Source organism: Pelosinus sp. UFO1, from assembly GCF_000725345.1.
In the GTDB taxonomy this organism is placed as follows: Bacteria; Bacillota; Negativicutes; order DSM-13327; family DSM-13327; genus Pelosinus.
In genome coordinates this window covers 2,023,468-2,046,055 of the sequence record NZ_CP008852.1, presented here as the reverse complement: position 1 = coordinate 2,046,055, position 22,588 = coordinate 2,023,468, and the positions used below count along the sequence as shown (strand labels likewise).

Annotated in this window: 17 protein-coding genes and 2 other RNA genes; all 19 read right to left on the bottom strand. The window is 38.3% G+C overall.

All coding sequences use genetic code 11. From position 1 onward, the window contains the following. Positions 1-21 precede the first annotated feature (21 nt). The 19 genes from UFO1_RS09385 to ygfK all read right to left on the bottom strand — a co-directional run bounded on the left by UFO1_RS09385 (position 22) and on the right by ygfK (position 22,575). On the bottom strand, positions 22-1,365 hold the full coding sequence (locus UFO1_RS09385; RefSeq protein WP_038670209.1) for an anaerobic C4-dicarboxylate transporter: 1,344 nt from the start codon (positions 1,363-1,365) through the stop codon (positions 22-24). A gap of 236 nt (positions 1,366-1,601) precedes the next feature. After that, entirely contained in the window at positions 1,602-2,513 is a 912-nt protein-coding gene (locus tag UFO1_RS09380; protein ID WP_038670207.1) for a hypothetical protein, read from the bottom strand. A gap of 379 nt (positions 2,514-2,892) precedes the next feature. Further along, a non-coding RNA gene (ssrS, locus tag UFO1_RS24415) (6S RNA) lies at positions 2,893-3,066 on the bottom strand. Positions 3,067-3,258: 192 nt separating this feature from the next. Further along, positions 3,259-3,432: non-coding RNA, 6S RNA (gene ssrS / locus UFO1_RS24410), on the bottom strand. 152 nt (positions 3,433-3,584) lie between these two features. After that, the gene (locus tag UFO1_RS09375; RefSeq protein ID WP_038670205.1) at positions 3,585-5,438 is read right to left on the bottom strand and encodes an ABC transporter ATP-binding protein; all 1,854 of its coding nucleotides are present in this window, start codon (positions 5,436-5,438) and stop codon (positions 3,585-3,587) included. Between the two features lie 4 nt (positions 5,439-5,442). Further along, complete coding sequence (locus UFO1_RS09370) at positions 5,443-7,167, bottom strand: ABC transporter ATP-binding protein (protein ID WP_038670203.1); 1,725 nt, start codon at positions 7,165-7,167, stop codon at positions 5,443-5,445. Positions 7,168-7,371: 204 nt separating this feature from the next. Then, complete coding sequence (locus UFO1_RS09365; protein ID WP_051788884.1) at positions 7,372-7,644, bottom strand: DUF3343 domain-containing protein; 273 nt, start codon at positions 7,642-7,644, stop codon at positions 7,372-7,374. 9 nt (positions 7,645-7,653) lie between these two features. Next, a complete protein-coding gene (gene yedF, locus UFO1_RS09360; protein WP_038670201.1) occupies positions 7,654-8,244 on the bottom strand; it encodes a sulfurtransferase-like selenium metabolism protein YedF in 591 nt (196 codons plus the stop codon). Further along, positions 8,234-9,262, bottom strand: a complete 1,029-nt coding sequence (selD, locus tag UFO1_RS09355) for a selenide, water dikinase SelD (RefSeq protein ID WP_038670199.1) — start codon at positions 9,260-9,262, stop codon at positions 8,234-8,236. Before selD ends, yedF begins: the two co-directional genes overlap by 11 nt. Before the next feature lie 39 nt (positions 9,263-9,301). Beyond that, positions 9,302-9,604, bottom strand: a complete 303-nt coding sequence (locus tag UFO1_RS09350; RefSeq protein ID WP_236639420.1) for an XdhC family protein — start codon at positions 9,602-9,604, stop codon at positions 9,302-9,304. 13 nt (positions 9,605-9,617) lie between these two features. Continuing rightward, positions 9,618-10,373: an XdhC family protein gene (locus UFO1_RS09345; RefSeq protein ID WP_038670196.1), complete on the bottom strand. Its 756-nt coding sequence runs from the start codon at positions 10,371-10,373 to the stop codon at positions 9,618-9,620. Positions 10,374-10,459: 86 nt separating this feature from the next. After that, entirely contained in the window at positions 10,460-11,074 is a 615-nt protein-coding gene (locus UFO1_RS09340) for an NTP transferase domain-containing protein (protein ID WP_038670194.1), read from the bottom strand. Then, positions 11,074-11,829, bottom strand: a complete 756-nt coding sequence (gene yqeC, locus UFO1_RS09335) for a selenium cofactor biosynthesis protein YqeC (RefSeq protein WP_051788883.1) — start codon at positions 11,827-11,829, stop codon at positions 11,074-11,076. Before yqeC ends, UFO1_RS09340 begins: the two co-directional genes overlap by 1 nt. A 101-nt stretch (positions 11,830-11,930) precedes the next feature. Continuing rightward, entirely contained in the window at positions 11,931-14,492 is a 2,562-nt protein-coding gene (gene xdh, locus UFO1_RS09330; protein WP_038670193.1) for a selenium-dependent xanthine dehydrogenase, read from the bottom strand. Between the two features lie 38 nt (positions 14,493-14,530). After that, complete coding sequence (gene hydA / locus UFO1_RS09325) at positions 14,531-15,910, bottom strand: dihydropyrimidinase (protein ID WP_038670191.1); 1,380 nt, start codon at positions 15,908-15,910, stop codon at positions 14,531-14,533. A gap of 122 nt (positions 15,911-16,032) precedes the next feature. Then, positions 16,033-16,983 (bottom strand): carbamate kinase, encoded by a 951-nt coding sequence (gene arcC / locus UFO1_RS09320; RefSeq protein WP_038670189.1) that lies wholly within the window; start codon positions 16,981-16,983, stop codon positions 16,033-16,035. A gap of 2 nt (positions 16,984-16,985) precedes the next feature. Beyond that, positions 16,986-17,990: an ornithine carbamoyltransferase gene (locus tag UFO1_RS09315; RefSeq protein ID WP_038670187.1), complete on the bottom strand. Its 1,005-nt coding sequence runs from the start codon at positions 17,988-17,990 to the stop codon at positions 16,986-16,988. A gap of 35 nt (positions 17,991-18,025) precedes the next feature. Then, positions 18,026-19,276 carry a YgeY family selenium metabolism-linked hydrolase gene (locus UFO1_RS09310; protein ID WP_038670185.1) on the bottom strand — a complete coding sequence of 417 codons (1,251 nt, stop codon included), beginning with the start codon at positions 19,274-19,276 and terminating at the stop codon, positions 18,026-18,028. A gap of 35 nt (positions 19,277-19,311) precedes the next feature. Then, positions 19,312-22,575 (bottom strand): putative selenate reductase subunit YgfK, encoded by a 3,264-nt coding sequence (gene ygfK, locus UFO1_RS09305; RefSeq protein WP_371256723.1) that lies wholly within the window; start codon positions 22,573-22,575, stop codon positions 19,312-19,314. Between the last annotated feature and the right edge of the window lie 13 nt (positions 22,576-22,588).

Below are 22,588 nucleotides of genomic sequence, written 5' to 3'. Positions count from 1 at the left end.
TATAGCTTTAGGGCAATAATATTACATAAATATACTAACTAATAAGTAACCAGTAAGACACCCTACTCCAACGCCAATTAGACCAGGGGCAATAAAACTATGATTGATAATGAATTTACCAATACGAGTAGTACCGGAACGATCAAAACCAATACAAGCTAAATCACTTGGATAAGTTGGTAATACAAAATAGCCGTAAGAAGCTGAGAAGAAAGCTACCATCATTTTGGGATCTACGCCTAAGCTAAGACCCAATGGCGCAATAGCAGCAACAGCAGCACCTTGACTGTTTACTAATTTTGAAACTAGAAATAGCACAATCGCATACATCCAAGGTTTGCTAGCAACAATTCCAGCTAAAGTACTCTTTAACAAATCAAAATGCGCATGAAAGAAAGTCTCGCTCATCCACGCAACACCAAATACTGAAACAATCGCCACCATACCAGCCTTAAAGACAGGTCCATTGGAAATTTCTCTTTGATTAACCTTACAAACAATTAAAATAATAGCACCTGCGATCAACATTAACATCTGAATCACTAGATTCATGGATAAGGGTTTCATCTTACCAGCGGGACCAAAGGAGGGAAGTAAATTTGGAAATGAACCAAACAATACTACAACACCAATAGCAGCAAAGAAAATCCAAGTTGCCCAGTAGGATTCCTTTGGAAACACTTTATCCAACAATGTCTCAGAACTTCCATAAATATATGCTTTTTGTTCAGGATCTTTGAGCTTAGCTTGAAATTCCTCATCCTTATCAAGATCCTTACCACGGTTCATACTCCAAAGAGCCGCTACGATTACCCCGATTAAGGTAGATGGAATTGAAACAGATAATAAATCAAGAATACCAATCGCTTTACCTACACCATGAGCTTGCGCCAAAATTGAAACCATTGAAACTACCGAAACCGATACTGGAGATGCACCGATACCCATTTGTGAGGCAACGGAAGCAACGGCCATGGGTCTTTCTGGACGAATACCTTTCTTTACGGCAATGTCATAAATAATAGGAAACATAGTATAGACTACGTGACCAGTACCACATAAGAAAGTTAATGTCCAAGTAGTAACTGGAGCCAAAATCGTGATGTACGCAGGATGTCGGCGGAGTATACGTTCCGCAACCTTCATCATGACATTTAAACCGCCAGCAGTTTGTAAGACAGATGCACAACCAATTACCGCTAAAATGGTTAACATAACATCGACAGGAGGCTGTCCAGGTTGTAAATGAAAGACAAAAGTAAGAATAAAAAGACCAATACCACTAATTAGTCCTAGTCCCATACCTCCATATCGAGTACCTAAAATCAAACATCCTAGAATTACCAAAAATTCCATACCAAGCATATTATATACGATTCTCCTTTCTTTCTAAGAGCAAGTAACATATGAAATAAAAGAATGACGATATGTAAGCGCTTTTATGTAGACGCTATTCTAATTCGTCTTGCTACTCTTTTAATTCCACTCTCACTAACGACTCTTTTATACTTTAGACATTTGCCATTAACGTACGAAAATCCTGCGAAATATACCTATTTCACAGAATTTTTGCGTTTTTTTTACTTATTTAATTCTTTCAATTATTTAGCAATATATTGTTTGACAACGGCGTCAATACTAGATTCCTCATTACTAGGCCTATCTACATTTTGAATTAACTCCCATTCTTCAATATGAGTAAGTGTTGATTCAGGTTCTAGTAGTGTTAACGGAGAAAGAGACTCCATTTCCAACATAAAGTCAGTCGTATAGGTTTCAAACGACACACCAAAGTCTGGATACTTCTTCCCTATTATATGATTAAACCTTTTTATAAATAAATTACCATGATTAAAGTATGCAGCCCATCCATCCTCATTAGAAATCCCAAGTTTAAAAGGAGGTTTCATTTTAGGATCTTGACTTAAAACAATATATTTATCTCCCCAATAAATTCTATGATCATTCATTTTGGTAAACGGCCATAAAGCCACCACTCTATTGCCTAAAAATCCAGTATCTCTAGATGGCTGAGGTATTATTTCCATACCACCCGTAGCCATGACACTCAAGGACCATGCAGCTAATTCAACAGGCCATGCATTCTTATTTGTCAAATGGTGTGTAACAACAACTCTATTACAATCTGCTGATAATTCAATTTCCATTTCCTTTTTTATCTGCACCCAAGGTTCAACCTTTTGTACCAACTTAACTCCATTCTTAATGGTTTGCCATTCTACCGGTTCGTTATCAGCAATATAGGAGCGTGGAAAATATTCTGGACTGTGCCATAAGCGATGGCCTCCCCTTATCTTCCATTCCTCATCCCCATAAGTAGCAAGAGTGGCATCATTATTTTCACAAAACTCATTCTCGCCACCAATAAAGCCGATTCTTATGATTCTTGGTCCGTGATCCACTGTCACTACTAAATTAATTACTTCATTAGAAATTTCAATACAATTACCAAATTGTTCGTATATAATTTCTTTAATTTGAACTGCTGACATATTTCTTCACTCACCTTTTATCTTATTTATCAAGATACCTTTCAATTCTATCCATTAACTTATCTCTATTACCAACTTTGTCCATTGGATAAACTAATTCAATTTTCTGAAAGGTATTTCCTGCTAAATTAATAATATTTTTTATAATCTTATTAATTATCGAAAGAAATTTGATGGAAAACTACATCCTATTATAGTCATGATCTGTAAATAACCTTCTCCTACAGTAACTATAGTAAAATCGCCTATCTACGAATGATAGGCGGTTTATTACCTGATTTATCCTGCAAAAATAGGGAACTTAAAATTAAAACATATTAGACATATATATAAAGAGACCGTATTGAAATAATTCAATACGGTCTCCATCTATTAACTATGTAGCCCATGATATCGTTTCTATTATATGTCCAAACCTGCCACTCGCAGGTGGGCATCTTAGTTACGTTTTTGTCATCCACTCGAAGATGGCCCGACATCCGCATAACGATTAGATTCCCCATTTATAAAAGTAGGTTGGACATATAAAAGATAACAAACATCCCAGGCATATTGCTGTTCTTACAGTAACTATATGATACCACATCACTTGAGTAGATGCAAAGCCATCGACCATGGAATATTAAGGATTTTTTCGTATACTAATTCTTTATTTAAAGAATACCATGAATAAGAAGATTTGCTACTTCCTGCTACCATAAAAAAAGGACTTACCAAATGGCAAGTCTTTTCTCCATAGAAAAAATGAACGCCCATAATATCGTCTCTTTAATATGTCCAAACCTGCAGCTAGCAGGTGGGCATCCTAGATATGTTTTTGCCATCCACTCAAAGGTGGCTCGACAGCCAAATACCATTAGATTCCCTATTTAAAAAAGTAGGTTGGACATATAAAAGATAACGTACACCCCAGGCAATTTGTTTACTACAGTGAATATATAATACCATATGAATTCAGTAGATGCAAAGACTTTTAACATGAATTAAATCTTGTCTTCTTTGTTTAGATTGAACAACTTTCATTATACGACTTTATGCTTCAAAATGCAGTTCTTCATAAAATCTTGTGCCCTATTCAATTTCTAATTGAAATTGATTAAAGAACATACCATGGTATACTCCTTTCTTATATATCAAAAAATCATGGCTCCCTTTTTCTACTATTTCACCATGATCAATTACCAATATGTTATCTGCATCACGAATAGTATTTAATCTATGAGCAATAACGAAACTTGTACGACCCTTCATAATTTTTAGTAAAGCGTCTTGTATATGAAGCTCAGTGCGAGTATCAATGCTGCTTGTCGCTTCATCCAAGATCAGTATCGATGGCTTTGTTAAAATAACCCTGGCAATCGCTAAAAGTTGCTTCTGCCCTTGGCTTAAGCTGCCACCGTTTTCCGACAGCAGTGTATCATATTGTTCAGGAAGACGTGCAATAAAGGCATCTGCATTAGCCATTACAGCTGCAGCTTTCATTTCCTCATCGCTAGCATCGGGTTTGCCATATTTTAGATTTTCCTTGATAGTACCGGAAAATAAATAGGCATCCTGAAGTACAATACCAAAACTTCTCCTTACACTATCTCTGGTATAGTCTTTTATATCACGTCCATCCAGTAATATTTCACCATTTGTGACATCATAAAAACGAGTAACTAAATTTACAATGGTAGTTTTCCCAGCACCTGTAGGACCTACAAGTGCTGTGCTGCTACCTTCTTTTGCTACAAAGCTTACATTTTTCAACACGGATACATCTGCTCTATAACCAAAGCTTACATTTTTAAATACTACATCTCCTATTGCCTTTTCTAATACAACAGCATTAGGCCGATCAGGCGCTTCCTCTGGTTCATCAAGAATTTCAAACACTCTTTCTGCACCGGCCACACCTGACTGCAAAAGGTTAAATAAACTAGCTATATCATTTAAAGGTCTGGCAAATTGTCTTGAGTAGCTTAAAAAACTAGCGATAACGCCAACCGTTATTAAGTTATCGATGGCTAATACACCACCAACAATAGCAATAAGAGCAAATCCAATATTATTAATTACATTCATTAGGGGCATAAGGAACCCGGACCAAATTTGCGCCCTTAATCCGACGTCACATAACTTTGTATTTATCTCATCAAATTCTGCTATCACTTTATCTTCATAATTAAATGCCTTCACTACCTGTATTCCTGAAATGGTTTCTTCAATATGTCCATTTAATCTGCCGAGTTGCATCTGCTGTTCTTTGAATAATTTACTAGTTTTTTTAGCAATGATCCGTGCAAGTAAAATAATCAATGGTGCAGTAAGTAAACTAACTAATGTTAGGGAAGGGCTTAATGCTATCATCATAATCAGAGAACCAATAATCGCAATAGAGCCAGATAGTAATTGAGTTGTAGACTGAGATATCGTACTACTTACATTCTCAATATCATTCGATAGCCTGCTCATTAATTCTCCATGAGAATGTTTGTCAAAAAAAACAATAGGAAGCTTTTGCATTTTTCCAAATAATGTACTTCTAAGATTGGTAACTACCTGCTGAGAAACCCCCGCCATAATCCACCCTTGACAAAAAGAAAGAAAACCATTTAAAACATATACAAAAACAAGTGTTATTACTATAATTTCTAGTTTTTTCAAATTAACCATGTTCATTGAAGCAGACATAGCATCAATAGACATACCAATCAAATAAGGACCTATAAGAGTCAGTAAAGAATCCGCTAACATTAAAATAAAAATAAGCATTAGCAGCTTACGTTCTTTATTCAGATAAAGCCATAACCGCCTAAGAGTCCTTGTAAAATTTTTAGGTTTAACGACAGGTTCTCCTTGACGGCTTCTGCCAAATCCTCGCCTTCCAATACCACTTGTTATCCGACTACTTTGTTCCTTGCCATCCTTTGACTGAGACATATAACTACATCTCCTTACCTAATTGTGATTGGAATATTTCTCGATACACCTCACAAGTTTTTAGTAATTCATTATGTTTCCCTATGCTAATAATTTCCCCCTCTTCTAGCACTACTATTTTATCTGCATCTATAACTGAGGAAATTCGTTGTGCAATGATTACACAGGTCAGATCTTTTGCATATTTCTCTAATGATTCCTTAATTTTTCTTTCAGTAACTACATCTACTGCGCTTGTAGAATCATCTAGAATAAGGATTTCTGGCTTTCTCACCAAAGCCCGTGCAATAGATATTCGTTGCTTTTGTCCTCCAGAAAAATTAACTCCCCCTTGCCCTAATCGTGTTTGATAGCCTTCTGGTAATACAGAAATAAAATCATGTGCTTCAGCAATCATTGCCGCTTTTTGAATCTCTTCCATTGTAGCATCTTCTTTTCCCCATCTTATATTTTCCATAATAGTACCCGTAAATAGAACTGTTTTTTGGGGAACGACTGCTACTTTATCTCGTATTCTTTTTGGGCTTACACTATTAATATCTTCACCATCTACTCTGATACAACCCAAAGTAACATCATAAAAACGCGGGATAAGATTGATAAGACTACTCTTACCCGACCCCGTAGCTCCTATAATGCCAATAGTTTCTCCAGGCATACAAGTTAAGTTAATATCCTTAAGAATAAATTGCCCTAATACTCCTTCATAAGAGAAGAATACATTCTCAAAATCTATTCTCCCTTTTATATCACTTTGTCTTTCATGGTGGATTTCCCACATTGTATTACTTTCTTGAGTAAGCACCTCACTAATACGTTCTGCAGAGGCCTTGGCTTTTACAAACATATTGAAAACCATGGAAATAAGCAATAAGGAAAAAAGAATTTGTGTCATATAATTAATAAAAGCAATAATATGGCCAGCTTGCATTTCGCCTAAGTTAACCCGTATCCCCCCAAACCAAAGTACAGAAACGATGCCAAAGTTTACAGTCAACATAATACAAGGACCAAATAAAGCCATTACACGCAAGCCCTGTACAGATCTAGACTGAAACTCTTTATTCGCTTTATTAAATCTATCTACTTCATAATCAAATCGATTAAATGCCTTTACCACTCTAACACCAGACAAATATTCTCGAATCACACTGTTTACTTTGTCTAGAGCCTGTTGTACTTTTGTAAAAAAAGGAAACCCAATCTTCATATTAATTATAATTAACACTCCAACAACAGGAACAACCACTGCTAGCACCGTTGCTAAATTATAATTTAGGCGTGTAGCCATAATTAGACTCCCTATGCACAAAAAAGGTCCCTTAATGAAAATCCTCATAAGTCCGTTTACTAAGACTTGTATTTGCAAAACGTCATTTGTTAATCTTGTTATTAACGAAGCCGTATCAAATTTATTAATCTGTTCAAATGAAAAGCTTTGAATTTTTTTATATACATCTGATCTAAGTTCTGCGCCGAATTTTTGTGAAACAGTACTCGATATTACATTACGAACAGAAGCAGCAACAGCGCCTAATGCCGTAATGAAAATCATTAAATTTCCCTTTGAAAATACGTAGTCTATATTTTTATCAGCTATACCGACATCAATAATTTGCGACATAATCGTCGGCAACAGAAGATCACATACAGTTTCAATCATTACAAAAAAAACTGCAATGAAAAAAGACTTACCATATTTGCCTATGTATTCTTTTAAAAATCCCATAATTTAAATACCCCTTGAAAATTTTATAATTCAAATGCACTAAATAAAACAGTATATTTGAAATCATATCACTACAAATACATACTCTTATACTCTTTAGAATTCCTGTATTTATTCTTGAGATTACTAAAAAAGGTATACAATTCCTCAACAGGAAATTGTATACCTTTTCTTTTGTAAATATGCCAACAACGATTAATTTGTTTAATCTTCATACTCTGCAATTTTTACATACTCTTTATTCTTACCATCTCTACTATATAACTCTGCCCAGAAAACATTCTTATTTCGTAGGATCGCCATTACTTCATTCTCTTGTTCATACAAAAATAATATACACTGACCACAGTTTATATCAATTTCTCGTGGTTTTGGTAAGGCTACAACCTTAATACCACATTTGGTCAAGAGCTCTTCAGCCCGAATAGCATGACGTACGGAACAAAAGGAAAGTAACCGGTCATATTCCTCATACATGATGCCACCTCACAGGGTAATCGTTTTTGCCGCAGACGAGAACTCTTCTATAATAGAATACATATTAGTTATTCCACCAACAGCTAATTTATCTTTTAGTTCATAATAGTCAAGGCATGTCCCACAGGATAGGATTTGTACCCCTTTTGCACTCAGAGAGGCTATATGTTCTAAAACTGGTGAATTTTCCGTCGTTAAATATACCCCACCGTTAATAAACATGATAGTTCGAGGCAAAGGCTCCTTTTCTAGCAAAGCATAAAAAAAAGAATTAATTAAAACTTCTCCCAATTCACTACTACCATGTCCAAGTGTTTTTTGTGTAATAAGGAATACACTATCGTCTTGAGAGGGGGTTTGGGGCAATTTTTCTTCACCCTTTCCTTGGCCCTTTATAATTTTAATGGAATAAACTCCATCCTTTTCATCTACCGCTACTTCACACTGATTGGCAATCGCAAATTTTGCTACATTCTCTTTTGCCGCCATATTGTCAACAAGTATAATAACGACACCGTCTTCTATTCCCTCTAATGCCTTTTTGGTAGCAATAACCGGTCGTGGGCAAGCAAGGCCACGAGCATCTAAGTTAATAGACATATATTTCACCCCTTTTTTTATTAGTAACACATCCTATAATTGCAGCCTCTGCAATTCCTGCTTCCCTTAATTCTATTAATAAGGCCGCAGCGATTTCTTCTGGAACACTCATCAATAGACCACCAGAAGTTTGAGGATCAAAACATAAATCCCTTATACATTCTGGTACACTATGTGCAAAGGTGACAGTTTTTAGAAAAGCACGTGTATTATAGGCACTAGCTGGTACCAACCCCATTTCTGCTGCCTTTTTTGCTTCTGGCAGTAAGGGAAGTGCCTTTGTATCAATCTCCATGGCTGTTCTACTTGCATCAGCCATTTCATGAAGGTGTCCCAAAAGACCAAATCCTGTAACATCTGTGCATGCATGAATTGTAAATCTTGTCATTATTTCAGCGGCTACTCGATTTAGTCTCACCATACTCTTAATTGCTGCCGCTACACCATCAGCAAACATTTCCGCACGTGCTGCCATCGTCAGCACCCCTGTTCCAATGGCTTTTGTAATAAGTAGCACATCACCAGCCTTTGCACCAGCATTCGTTAAAATTTTATCAGGATGCGCTACCCCAGTAACACTTAATCCATATTTAGGTTCATCATCATGAATTGAATGACCACCAACAATAAGAGCTCCCGCTTCAGATACCTTATCTTGACCGCCTTGCAAAATAGTCAAAAGAACCTTAGGATCAAGTTTGCATACTGGAAAAGCCACTATATTCATCGCAGTAAGTGGCTTCCCCCCCATTGCATATACGTCACTTAAGCTATTTGCTGCGGCAATTTGTCCAAAGGTGTAAGGATCGTCAACAATGGGTGTGAAAAAATCAACGGTCTGAATTAATGCCGTTGTTTCATTTAATTTATATACACCAGCATCATCGGAAGTAGCAATGCCAACTAAAAGACGAGGGTCAGATACTTTAGGCAGCTGACGTAGTACGCTCGCCAAGTCCCCTGGACCAATCTTTGCAGCACAACCGCCATTCTTGCTGTACTCAGTCAATTTAATCATAAAATTGCCTCCTGTCTGAACTTTGCTATCCCTTTACTTTTAGAGCACTTGAATAAATACTTCCATAGTACCACCACAAATCATGCCCTCATCAGCAGCCATCTCATCGAGCAAGGACAAATGATAAGTAAATGATAGATTTTCGTCGAGTGCCCTAAGAGCCTGCAAGCGAGCCTCTGATTCGGTACAGCCCCCGCCAATTGTTCCTAACATTCTTCCGTCAGGATATACAAGCATTTTGGTGCCAGCTTTACGAGGTGTGGAGCCGCGAGTCCCAATAATAGTTACTAATACAGCTGCACTCTTTTCTTCCTTAACTTTACAAATAGCCCTAAGAATCATTTCATCCACTTTCTCACCTCCGTATGCCACTAAGGGGCAGGCATGTTCCATTTCGTATTGTTGCTAACACCTCAGCAACAATGCTAATAGCGATCTCGGCTGGTGTCTGGGCACCAATATCAAGACCGATAGGAGCTCTAAGTCGAGATAATGTTTCTTCTGCAATACCTTCCCTAGCTAATCTATCCATGATCCCACTAACCCGCCGCCGACTACCAATCATACCAAGGTATGGCACTTGATAATGAAGAACTGAATGCAAGCAATCCAGGTCATAGCGATGCCCTCTAGTTACAATAATAATTGCAGAATATACTCGGCAGTCGATTTGATCCAAAGCTACACTAAAGTTTTTGCAGATCACTCTTTCCGCTTTAGGAAAAGAAACTATATTGGCAAAATCAGGACGATCATCTATGACAGTTACAGCATAATCTATTTGATGTAGCAATTCAACCAAGGGTTGGCTGATATGCCCCGCGCCAAGTACCAAGGCCCTTCGACGGGTGCTTAATCGATCCCAAAACAGACGATACTGCCCACAATACTCTGTTTCTATGATCTTTGGATGCTGCCAATTTAAACTTGCTATTTCATTGACAATCTGGCTAGTAAATTCCATATTGACAAGCATTCCATCTATCTCACCGCTATTCGATATAACCAGCATTTGCCCTAACTGATCTTCTTTTGGTGAATCAACTATTGTTATAATATCCGCTGACTGAAACTGTTCGATCTGTTTCAATAATTTTGTAAAAATATCCATATCGTTACCTTACTCTCCTTTGCCATAGGCCAGGTTTAATTAGATATGTAAAATAAAGTCCCCTATAACAGCAAAGGGGAATAAAACTAATCTACAGCATGATCTACCCAAAGCTTACATAAGGATTGATAGTCTTCCCAGGAATCTGCATCATAAAAAGGCTTACCATCAGGCCACTCTACAGGAATTACATAATGAGGATTTTCTCGAATAAGACTACGTCCACCACAGTCGCCAGATAAAGCTGCTAAATGATGACGCCACCAAGATCCAAATAAAACGGGACTATATAGCTGTCCCTTATGTCTAGGTACAATAATAGATTTATTACTACCCGTAGATGCAAAACTATCAAATAGAGCCTGCAATAAGGATTGTGTAATTAACGGTTGATCCCCTAGTAAAAATAAGATCCCATCTAAATCCAATTGTAATTTATTAAGTCCTAAAACAATAGAGGATGCCTGACCTGTATGCCGTTCTGAATTATAGACCCAATCACTATGTAACTGAGTGCACAACTTTGCCAGTTTATCTTTTGGTTCACCGATGACAGTGATACAGTCGGCAAAACCTGTGCTCATAGCAGTAGAAATTACATGCATTAATATTGGTTTTTCTCCCAAAGGCAGTAATAGCTTCTGCTTACCCATACGACTAGCAAAACCTGCAGCCAAAATAATAACACCTATATTTTTCATTATAAATCATGCACCTCAATTGGCTGTAAAAATGCCCCGTGTCCTTCGGTTACAATGCATTTATCTATTCCTGCTTTATAGGTCGTCAAATGATTGACAATCTGCTTCACATTATTGGTTTGCTCTGCACTACCTCCAGCTAATAACAAAATCTTTTTTCCCTGGCTATATTGAAAAATTCCACGATTATGAAGAGCTAGTGTTGCTATATCCTGCCATCTAGTAATTGCACCCTTCTTTCTTTGCAATAATGCTAAAACTAAATCTAAACGGTGAACTATATCACTGGTAAGAGGCTGTCCTATAGCCTTTAGATTTAATATACCAATCGTTATGTTAGTACAATCAGGTATTACTGGTTCATGGCCCTTTGAAGCTTTGAGCCATAATCCTCTGGCACCATCAGCTTCAACAATGATATAGGAACTGGGTTTTTGCTTTGCTATTCTATCAAGCCATTTGGGCGGTAATCCAATTACTTTATCGCCTTCCATTCTACTAAACCAAGCAGCAATCCCACCACGACATAAATGAGAGGCAACAAAAGCTGCCCCCGCATCAAATTCACCAGTGAAAATAGGATTGAGATCTACTACCTGGCTATAAAACATTTTTGTTGTTGTGGAAACTAAAACAGGGACCTTACGCTGCTGGGCCCCATTGACGAGTGATAGCATAACTGATGTTTTTCCACCAGCTCCAGTACAAGCAATAAGAGAAGGTTCCTTGCAACCGATTGCATCCCATAGGTCCATTACTACCACCTCATCTATTTGGTAAAAACTATTATTCGGGAACTTGGACTAAATTCCCTTTATGGATTTTTATACAATTATAACCTATCACGGTAATGGTATCAAATTATCCTTTTTTTACTGTACGCAGTATTCTTTAACGGTAAAGAATTCCTAATTTTTCCATCTCGCCTATAATAAGCACATGCGACTGCAGGCGCACCAGGAATAGATACAATTTCTCCTACCCCTTTAGCTCCATAAGCAAGAGATGATGGATTTTTTTCTACAAGAATACAATCAATGTCAGGTACCTGAATCGAGCGAAACAAACCCAATGTTCCAAACTTTGCCGTAGGCATACCATTCTCTAGAGGAAAATCCTCTGTTAAGGCATAACCCAGACTCATTACTACTCCGCCCTCGATTTGCCCTTCTACCGATGTTGGGTTAATTGCTTTTCCTACATCATGTGCAGCAACTATTTTTTTTATTTTACCATTTTCATCTAAAATTACGATTTGTGTCGCATAGCCATAAGCAACGTGACTAACTGGATTCAGCTTATCTGAATTCATAGGATCTGTAACTCCACAGTATTCCTTATAATATTCCTTATCCTCTAGCTGGGAAAGCTCGTTCACTTCAAGATCAGCTTTAAGTAGAAGAGCAGCTTGCCTAGCAGCTTCTCCATTAAACACAGTCTGTCTAGACGCTGTTGAAGTACCTCCATTTGGGGTCATCATTGTATCAGCAGGATAGGTTTCTATAAAATTGGCATGTAAGCCCGTTGCTTCCGAAACAATCTGAATTAATGTTGTTGCCAGACCTTGGCCCATACAAGCTGCGCTAGTAAAAATAATAACTTTACCTTGCTCCACTTTGATTCTGACTCGCCCTACATCGGGTACACCTACGCCAAGTCCACTATTTTTCATAGCGCAGGCAATTCCCGCATCAGGATATTCATTAAAAATATCTCGTACCGCCAACAGAGTTTCTTTTAAAGCAGTACCTTCATCAGCAATTTGTCCATTAGTCAGCACCTTACCAGGCTCAATGGCATTTAGGTAACGAATTTCCCAAGGAGATATTCCTACTTGTTCTGCCAGCAAATTCAGATTTGATTCCATAGCAAAACAAGACTGCGTTACACCAAATCCACGAAAAGCTCCAGCCGGTGGATTATTTGTATATACTCCCATACCTGTAATATCTACATTTTCAATTTGATAAGGTCCTGCAGCATGGGTACAAGCGCGTTGCAACACAGGTCCGCCTAAAGAAGCATACGCACCAGTATCCGCTAGCAAAAAGGCTTTTACCGCTGTAAGTTTTCCATTTTCATCACAAGCCGTCGTAAATTCCATTTCCATGGCATGACGTTTGGGATGTGTCCTAATACTTTCCTGGCGACTTAATGTCAGCTTAACGGGTTTACCAGTATGCCAAGCCAGAAGGGCTGCATGGTGTTGTACTGATAAATCTTCTTTTCCGCCAAACCCACCACCCACCAATTTACTAATTACTCGTACTTTATCATCTGCTACCCCAAGTACTGCCACAATGCCATGATGATCGTCATACACACTTTGTGTTCCTGTATATACTGTTAATGTTCCCTCTTTAGACGGAACAGCCAAAGCGCTTTCTGGTTCTAAAAAGGCATGTTCTGTCGGAGGAGTCGTATATCTTTGTGTTATAACGTATTTTGCTTTAGCAATGGCTTCTTCTACATTGCCCCGTTTAAGAATTGTTTTATTTAGCAGGTTGCCCTTTGAATGGATCTGAGGTGCCCCCACCTCCAGTGCTTGTCTTGGGCTAAGTATTGGATCTAGTTTTTGATAAACTACTTCAATTAACCGTAACGCTTCATCGGCAATCTTTTTTGAGGTAGCTGCCACTAAAACTAGGGCGTCTCCTACATAACGAGTTTCTTCCCCTTCAGCAATCAATGCTGGCCAATCTGGAACGATATGACCTAAAAATCGCTGGCCTGGTACATCCTTAGCGGTTAACACTTTTTTTACACCAGGGTATAATTTCGCAGCAGAAATATCAATTTTCTGCACCAAAGCTCTTGGGTATTTGGCTCTTAATACAGCACCATACAACATATCTTCCACTTTCATATCATCAACATAAATGCCAGTACCTAATACTTTCTCAGCAGCGTCAACACGTTGCATATTTTCCCCAACTCGATAGTTAGCCTTCACTTGTGGAATAGTATCCTCTCGTAAAGCCTTAGCTACCATGGCAACAGCTTTTTCAATTTTTATATAACCTGTACAGCGACATATATTCCCTTGCAGGGCTCTTTTAATTTCGGCTTTTGTTGGATTAAGATTTCCGTCTAGCAATGCTTTCGCACTTATCACCATTCCCGGAATACAAAAACCGCACTGTACTGCTCCAGCTTGAGCAAAAGCCCAACTATATATATCTTTTTCACGCTGGGATAGGCCTTCTACAGTAATAACCTTTTTTTCCCCTAGTTTTGCAATACGTAAAAGACAGGCACGAAAAGCTTTGCCATCAACTAAAACCATACAAGCACCACATGCCCCTTCGCCACACCCATTTTTAACAGATGTCAGAGAAGCTTCATCTCGTAGAAAATTTAATAAGTTCATGTCTTCCTTTACAGAATAAATTTTATTGTTAATATTTATTCTGAACATACTCCACGACCTTTCAAGTTTTATAGACGGGCCTATCCTTATCCAATCGGAGTACGTGGCAAATAAATTCCCTGAGGATCTATATCACATAACTTAGCATCTCTTACAATATGCCGCCCTCTTAAAAATACATGTACAGCCTTACCCTTTTGCTGAAAACCTTCATAAGGCGTGTAATCGACTTTATGATGCTGTTTTTCTGCTCCAATGAGGGAGGTATCATTCACATCCCATACCACAATGTCGGCATCACTGCCTACTGCGATTGTACCCTTGCGAGGAAATAGCCCAAAGATTTTAGCGGGCTGAGTCGCCGTTACGTTGACAAATGTATGCAAATCGATTTTACCCGTTAGAACACCATAGGTGTACAGTATTCCTAAGCGATTCTGTGCGCCAGGGATACCATTTGGAATCTTACTAAAATCATGTAAACCTACATCTTTCTGTCCAAGGAAATTGAAAGAACAATGATCTGTAGCAACAACATCTATCATTCTATTTTGCAAGCCTTGCCAAAGGAAATCCTGATTCGTTTTCTTTCGCAGGGGAGGGGACATTACATATTTAGCACTTTCAAAACCAGCTCTAGTATAATAATTTTCATCTAACACTAAATATTGAGGACAGGTTTCAGCATAAACCTGATTTCCTTTAGCCTTTGCTTTCATTACAACTTGCAGCGCATCGCTAGAGCTGATATGTACAATATAAACCGAAGATTTAGTTACTTGAGCTAAAGCAATTATTCTGGTGACGGCTTCTTCTTCTGCGATTATAGGACGAGATACAGGATGATAATTCGGTGTTATAAGTCCTTGTCTACGGTATTGATTTACCAAATTGTAAATCATATCTCCGTTTTCACAATGGACGCATACAAGTACCCCATACTGTCTACTCCTAGCTAACGCTTGAAATAAGATATCATCATCTACTTGTAGAACATTTTTATACGCCATATATAATTTAATTGAAGTAACACCAGCACTTTGTGACAGCCAGCTTATTTCTTCAGCTACCCTATCATTCCAATCCGTTATTGCCATGTGAAATCCATAATCTCCATAACAATTGCCCTTAGCTTTTAAGTGCCAATTCTCCAGTGCTTCTTTAAGGGTTTCACCTTTACATTGGGTTGCATAATCAATAATCGTCGTTGTTCCACCGATGATTGCACCTTTTGTGCCACTAGCAAAATCATCAGCAGTGACAGTATTTCCTACTGGAAGATCAAAATGTGTATGAACATCAACACCTCCTGGAAAGAGAAGGGAACCCCTTACATCTACGATTATATCTTCAGATAAAGCAATTCCTTTACCAATAGCAACAACCTTTTCACCTTCTATGCGAACATCCGCTTTATAATAATCCGTAGCTGTTACAATGGTTCCACCGCACAAAATAATTCCCATAGTAACTCCTCCAGTAAAACTACAGAGATACTTATCCCTAGAAGTATCTCTGTAATCTTGAAATTGATTAAATTCACCATGATGTGTAAGCCAGTGCACTCTCATATCATACAATCTAAAACTTATGGAAAAATATGAGTACCCGCCTTTCCGGCAATGGCTGCTTTCAATGACTCAGGATTCGTAATAATTGCTTTTTCCCCACCATTTTCTAAGAAATTGATTACGGCTTGAATTTTTGGCAACATACTGCCAGGAGCAAAATGTTTTTCCTTTACGTATTGCTTTAATTCAGCTAAACCAACCTTCTCCAATGCTTTTTCGTCGTCCTTACCGTAATTCAAATACACCATAGGTACACCTGTTGAAATAATGAGTACATTAGCATGAACTTGTGTTGCCAGTAAACTAGAAGCAAAATCCTTATCTATCACCGCATCTATACCTTTTAATGTCCCATCCTCTTCCTTTGTAACGGGGATACCTCCGCCACCAGCTGCTACAAGACAATATCCTTCCCCAACTAGTTTCCTGATAATGGCACCTTCTACAATTTCTTGTGGGAGAGGGGAAGCAACCATGCGGCGATATCCTCTACCAGCATCATTATCAATTATCCAATTGGGTTTTTCAGCCTTGATCTTTTGCATCTGTTCTTCTGTATAAAAGGAACCAATTGGTTTTGTCGGTTTTTCAAACGCTGGATCTTGCGGATCAACAATAACCTGGGTAACAAGCGCAACAGCTAATTTATCAATACCTCTTTTTTTAAACTCATTGTCCATAGCTTGTTGTATCTGATAACCAATCGCACCTTGCGTATCTGCCCCACAACTTACCAAAGGCACAGGGTGCATTCCTGCCCATTCTGTGGCAATCTCCGATCTTCGTAGAATAAAGCCGACTTGAGGACCATTACCATGAGTAATAATTACGTCATAATCCTGCTCTATCATATCTGTAATACTTTTTGCAGTTTCACAAACAGCACCATACTGATCCTCTACTGTTTGATGGGCATTGTCGCGTATTAAAGAATTGCCTCCAATAGCGATAACAACCAACTTATTCATAATTATCTTCCACCCATTAACAGGGTCATAACGGCTTTTGCTGTATGAAGGCGATTTTCCGCTTCATCATATACAATCGAATGAGGGCCATCGATCACTGAATCCTCCACTTCATTATTTCTATCAGCAGGTAGAGCATGCATATATAAAACATCTTTGTGGGCTGTTGCCATTTTAGCTTCTGTACATTTCCAAGATTTTTGCGCCATAAGTTTATCATCAACAACAGCTACAGATCCTGAAGCAGCAAGGCCCGTCTGATCATTTACCCAGTTTCCCCAATTCTTTGGAATTACAATTTGGGCACCTTCATAGGCATCGGCTTCATTGTTCGTAATTGTTACTGTACCGCCGTACTTTGCAGCATTTTCTTTCGCTTGTTCAATAACCCATTCAGGAAGTTCCCATCCCTTTGGATGGGCCAACCATACGTCCATACCATAACGCGGGAAAACAAGAAGCTGTGATACGGGTACAGAAATTGGTTTTTTATGGCTTTCTGCATAGGCCCAAATAATTGCAACTTTAACACGTTTTAAATCACCAAGTTTTTCTTTCATAGTCATTAAATCTGCCAAGGCTTGGAATGGATGATAGAGGTCGCACTGAAGATTCATGATAGGAGCTTCTGACCATTTTGCCATTTCATTAAGATATTTGTTACCATATCCCCAATTACAGTAGCGACACGCTATCGCATGACCAAAACGCGAAAGGATAATTGCTGTATCTTTAGCACTTTCGCCATGAGCAATTTGCATGCTGCTAGAATCAAGAAAACCTGCGTGACCACCAAGTTGAGCAAAACCAGCTTCCATAGAATTTCTAGTACGAGTAGATTGTTCAAAAAACATTAAAAACATGGATTGGTTTGGTAAATAATTAGTAGGAACACCCATTGCAAATTTTTTCTTAAGATCAAGAGAAACCTCAAGCATAGTATCTACTTCTTCTTTTGTGAAATCTTCCAAGTTAATGAAATGTCTTCCGCGAAAAATTGTTTGCATATTAGTATCCTCCAATAATTTTATATTTTTTGTTACTAAAGATTATTTACCGTGTTTTTCGTATAAACGGGCATTTTATCAACATATTGCGTAACATACATCGTAGGAATCACTGCATATACAGCTGCACAGTTAACCAATTCTTTCTTCCAAGTACGTTCATTTGGTGCATGGGCTTGATCTTCATGGCCTGGACCAAATCCAACACAGGGAATGCCATACCGTCCCATTATCGAAACACCATTGGTAGAAAAGGTCCATTTATCCACTTTAGGATCTTCTCTGAATAACGCTTTATAAGTATCGACTAGGGTGCAACAAACAGGATGTTCTTCTTCAATAAGCCATGTTGGAAAATAACAGTCTGTAGGATAGATTAAGTTGGTATAAGAAGGTCTTTCATATTTGTACATTGTCACATCTGCCTTAGCAGCTTTTACTGCCGGAAGATTTTTAATTTGCTGGATTGCATATTCGCCAGTTTCTCCAACCGTTAATCTTCGATCAATAGAAATCCAACAACTGTCAGCAACTGCACATCTAGAAGGAGAGGTATGGAAAATTTCTGATACGGTTAAACTACCCTTACCTAAGAAATCATGATCTACTAAATTTTCATGAAGAGCCCTTAATTCCGTAAGAATATTAGCCATTTTATAAATGGCATTATCCCCTCTCTCAGGAGCTGAGCCATGGCAGCTTATCCCTTGAGTCGTTACTTTTATTTCCATTCTTCCTCTTTGCCCTCTGTAAATCTTACCATCAGTCGGCTCTGTAATGACAACAAATTCGGGCTTTAACTTAACTTCATTAATGATATACTGCCAGCAAAGACCATCACAATCTTCTTCTTGCACCGAACCAACTACAACTAAGGTATAGTCATTTTCTAATCCAAGTTCCTTGATGATTTTTCCAGCATAAACCATAGAAGCCATGCCACCTTCTTGATCACTGCTACCACGACCAATGATAATCTCATCATCTTCATATCCCTGATAAGGATCATATTTCCAGTTTTCCGGATTACCAATACCCACTGTATCAATATGGGCATCCATTGCAATTACATGTTTTCCATGACCAATATAACCAAAAATATTCCCCATGGGATCGATATACACTTTGTGAAAGCCAACCTTTTCCATTTCCTCTTTAATGCGTAATATTACTTTTTCTTCCTGGCAGCTCTCACTGGGAATAGCTATCATATCTCTTAGAAATTTAGTCATTTCTGGCTCATATTTTTTTGCTAATTCTAATACTTTATCAAAATCGACTTTCATAATTTAAAGCCTCCTTCAAACATTTCATCTACGAATTACAATTGATTTAACACAAAAGGCAGTGATGTAGTAACACCTTGAAAAATCAATGCCATATGGACTACTTCTTGAATAGGGAATGTCCTCGTAAAATCTACTCTTGGTTCCATCTCCTTAATTGCAAAGTCAGCAGATAAATGAATAGTTGCTAAAGGGCTTTCAAAGAAAAAACCATCTTCCTCTACTATAAGCTTAGATTCTACTCCATCTAGACGTTGACGAATGATATTACCCTCAATGTAGAATGCATTGTTATCCTCCTGTATAAAATCACGTTCTCTGAGAAATAACCTTGGCTTATCTCTGTAGGGCTTGCCAAGATGAACGCAAAAAGTAGCACAATTACCACACTCGTTACAGAAATCATCTATATGGATAATTTGTCGGTTTTGATTTATCTGGAATTTTCGCTCCCCTATCACTTTTAGCTTCTCATCTTGATAAGCAATTGTAGGCAACGTTATGCTCATTGGCAAAATCATATAGGTGTAGTTCGCTCGGTTAGGGCAAACCTCAACACACTTATCACAAAATTCCGAGCACTGCATGCAGCGACTAGCTTCTTTGCGTGCCGCCTCTTCCGAAAAGGTTTGTTCAACAAGTTTGAAATCGATACGCTCAGCGACTGAAAGCATCTCTGGCTTCTGCTGTACTTGTTTTCTAACTCGAATTTGTTTTACTTTTAAAATATCTTCCTCAGAAAGCGATGTCGAAGGACAATCTCCGGATTTAAGTAGAACGCCAAATTCTTGACAAATAGCTTCGGCCGCGCGGCCTCCATCGGCACAAGCCTGAACTACAATAGCTGGCCCTCGAGTTACATCGCCTCCTGCATAAACACTGTCCTTATCTGTTATACCAGTCTTAACGTCTACAACAATTGCACCATTTTTACGTAAAGATACAGCACTTCCAGTAAGAAAAGGAACATCTGAACTCTGACCAATCGCTATGATTATAGAGTCAGCCTTAATTTCAAACTCGCTACCTGGTATCCCCACTGGATTTCTTCGGCCATCTCCATCCTGCTCTCCTAACAGATTCCTTATGCACCTAAGGGCTACTACCCGACCATCTTGTAAAATAATTTCAGTTGGCGTGGCTAGCTCTATTAAATCATTGCCTTCTTCTAACAGGTCTTTCTTTTCTTCATCCGTAGCAGGCATCTCTTTTTTTGTCCGGCGATAAACAACCTTTACTGGTTTACCAATAAGTTGTTGCACTGTACGGGCCGCATCCATAGCGGTATTTCCTCCGCCAATGACCAAAACATTTGAGCCTAAATCTGGCTTATCGCCTTTAGCTATACGATCTAATAAATCGAGTGCCCCATAAACGCCCCTACCTTCTGCCCCTGGAATATCTAAAGGAGTATCTCTTGAGAAACCACAAGCAACATAAACAGCATCAAAACCATTCTTTAATAACTCTTCAGGCTGCGTAATAATGGGATGAGAAAGTTCTATTTTCACTCCCATATCTTTTATACGAGCAATATCCTCTTGCACTACCTTCTGAGGAATCCTAAACTCAGGAGCAATGGCAGGCATCCCACCCGCTTTATCTTTTGCTTCATAAATAGTGACGTCAATACCATTGGCTGCCAAGACGGAAGCTGCAGCTAGCCCAGAAGGACCTCCGCCAATTATTGCAACTTTTTTCCCTAGCTTGCCTTTTACCGCTATCTGAGCCTTACCTTTTTCAACAGCAAATCGTTTTAAGGCTCTAATTGCGATTGGTTCATCATAATTATTTCTGGTGCAACGCGTCTGGCAGAGATGTGTACAGATATAGCCGTTTATTGCCGGAAGAGGGTTACGAGCTAAAATTACTTCTAGCGCCTTATCATACTCTCCATTCGCAATTAGCCAAAGATATTCTGGAACATCCTGCCCCAGACTGCACTGTTCTTTACAAGGAGCTGTTATACAATCAAACATTTCAAGTTCAGATGAAACTTTCGGCAAATCATAAGGATGATAGTCCTTTTTGTAACGCGGATTGCTAAGTGCCTCCTTAGCTGCAATCTCTACGTTCTTCACTTTATTACTGGCCAATTCTCCAAGAGTTTTCACATTACGCTTCGTCATTTCATTTTCTAGGTTTTCTAGATACTGGAGAAGTCTAGAGTACCCTCCAGGTTTCAGTAAGTCAGACGCAACGGTTACCGTTTTTGCCCCAGATGCCAAAATATCAGTCAAATTAAAAGCATCAGCACCAGCAGAATATGAAATTTGTAGATCACCTTGAAACTCTTTAAGAATTTTTTGATATAGATTCATTGCTATGGGATACAACGCCCGCCCGGACATATACATCTCGTCACCAGGCAGATTATTTTTATAATTTGTCATAGCTAATGTATTCGTTAATTTTATTCCAAAAGTCAGTTTTTGTTCTGCAGCAACTTTTTTAAACATTTTTATCAGCTGTATAGCAAGTTCATATTGTAAGTCATGAGAAAATACGGAATCAGGAATTTGAATATTCTGATAACCTAAATTATCATGGATAATATGCAGTAAACGTTCTCTTCCTAAGAGAGTTGGATTGAGTTTTACAGTAGTATGCAATTTCCGCTTTTCTAGCAAATAACAGACAATTTTGCCGATTTCATCAGGAGGACAACCATGCATCGTTGAAAGAGTCACATTATTGGTAAGCTGGTTTGGAATTTCAACATCTGCAAATTGGGGAAATTGTTCGTTAAGTATTGCCTGAATTTGAGCAATTTCTTCTCTGGCATCAGCCATACGATTCATGAAGCGGGTCATTTCCAGGCTCTTTATGCCTTCTAAATTGTAACCCACACTCATATTAAAGATTGTACCAACAGGACCTATTTCAGAAAAACCCAATAATCTATGTAAGATGTGAATTAATGCCCAAGCTTTTATGTATTCATTTGCAGATTGATCTAATTTCAGTTCCTGAGACCATTCAACATTATAGCCCTCATCTTCCATATCAATACAGGGCCTAGATATTTCTAGTTCATCCATAATTTGAACAGTTTTGAGTTCTATAAACCGACCGCCAGACAACCAAGTACAAATAATATTTTGAGCTAATTGGGTATGCGGTCCCGCCGCTGTACCAATAGGGGTTGCCAGATAACTCCCATATAAATCTTCAATTGCATAAGGACTATTTTTCTTAGGTACATAAAATAAGGAGTGATGTATCCCAAAGATAGACTGCCTTTCTTCGTATTCTCTTAAAATCCAAGTAAGCATAACATCAAAAGGTTGAACTTTCATTGTATGAGACATG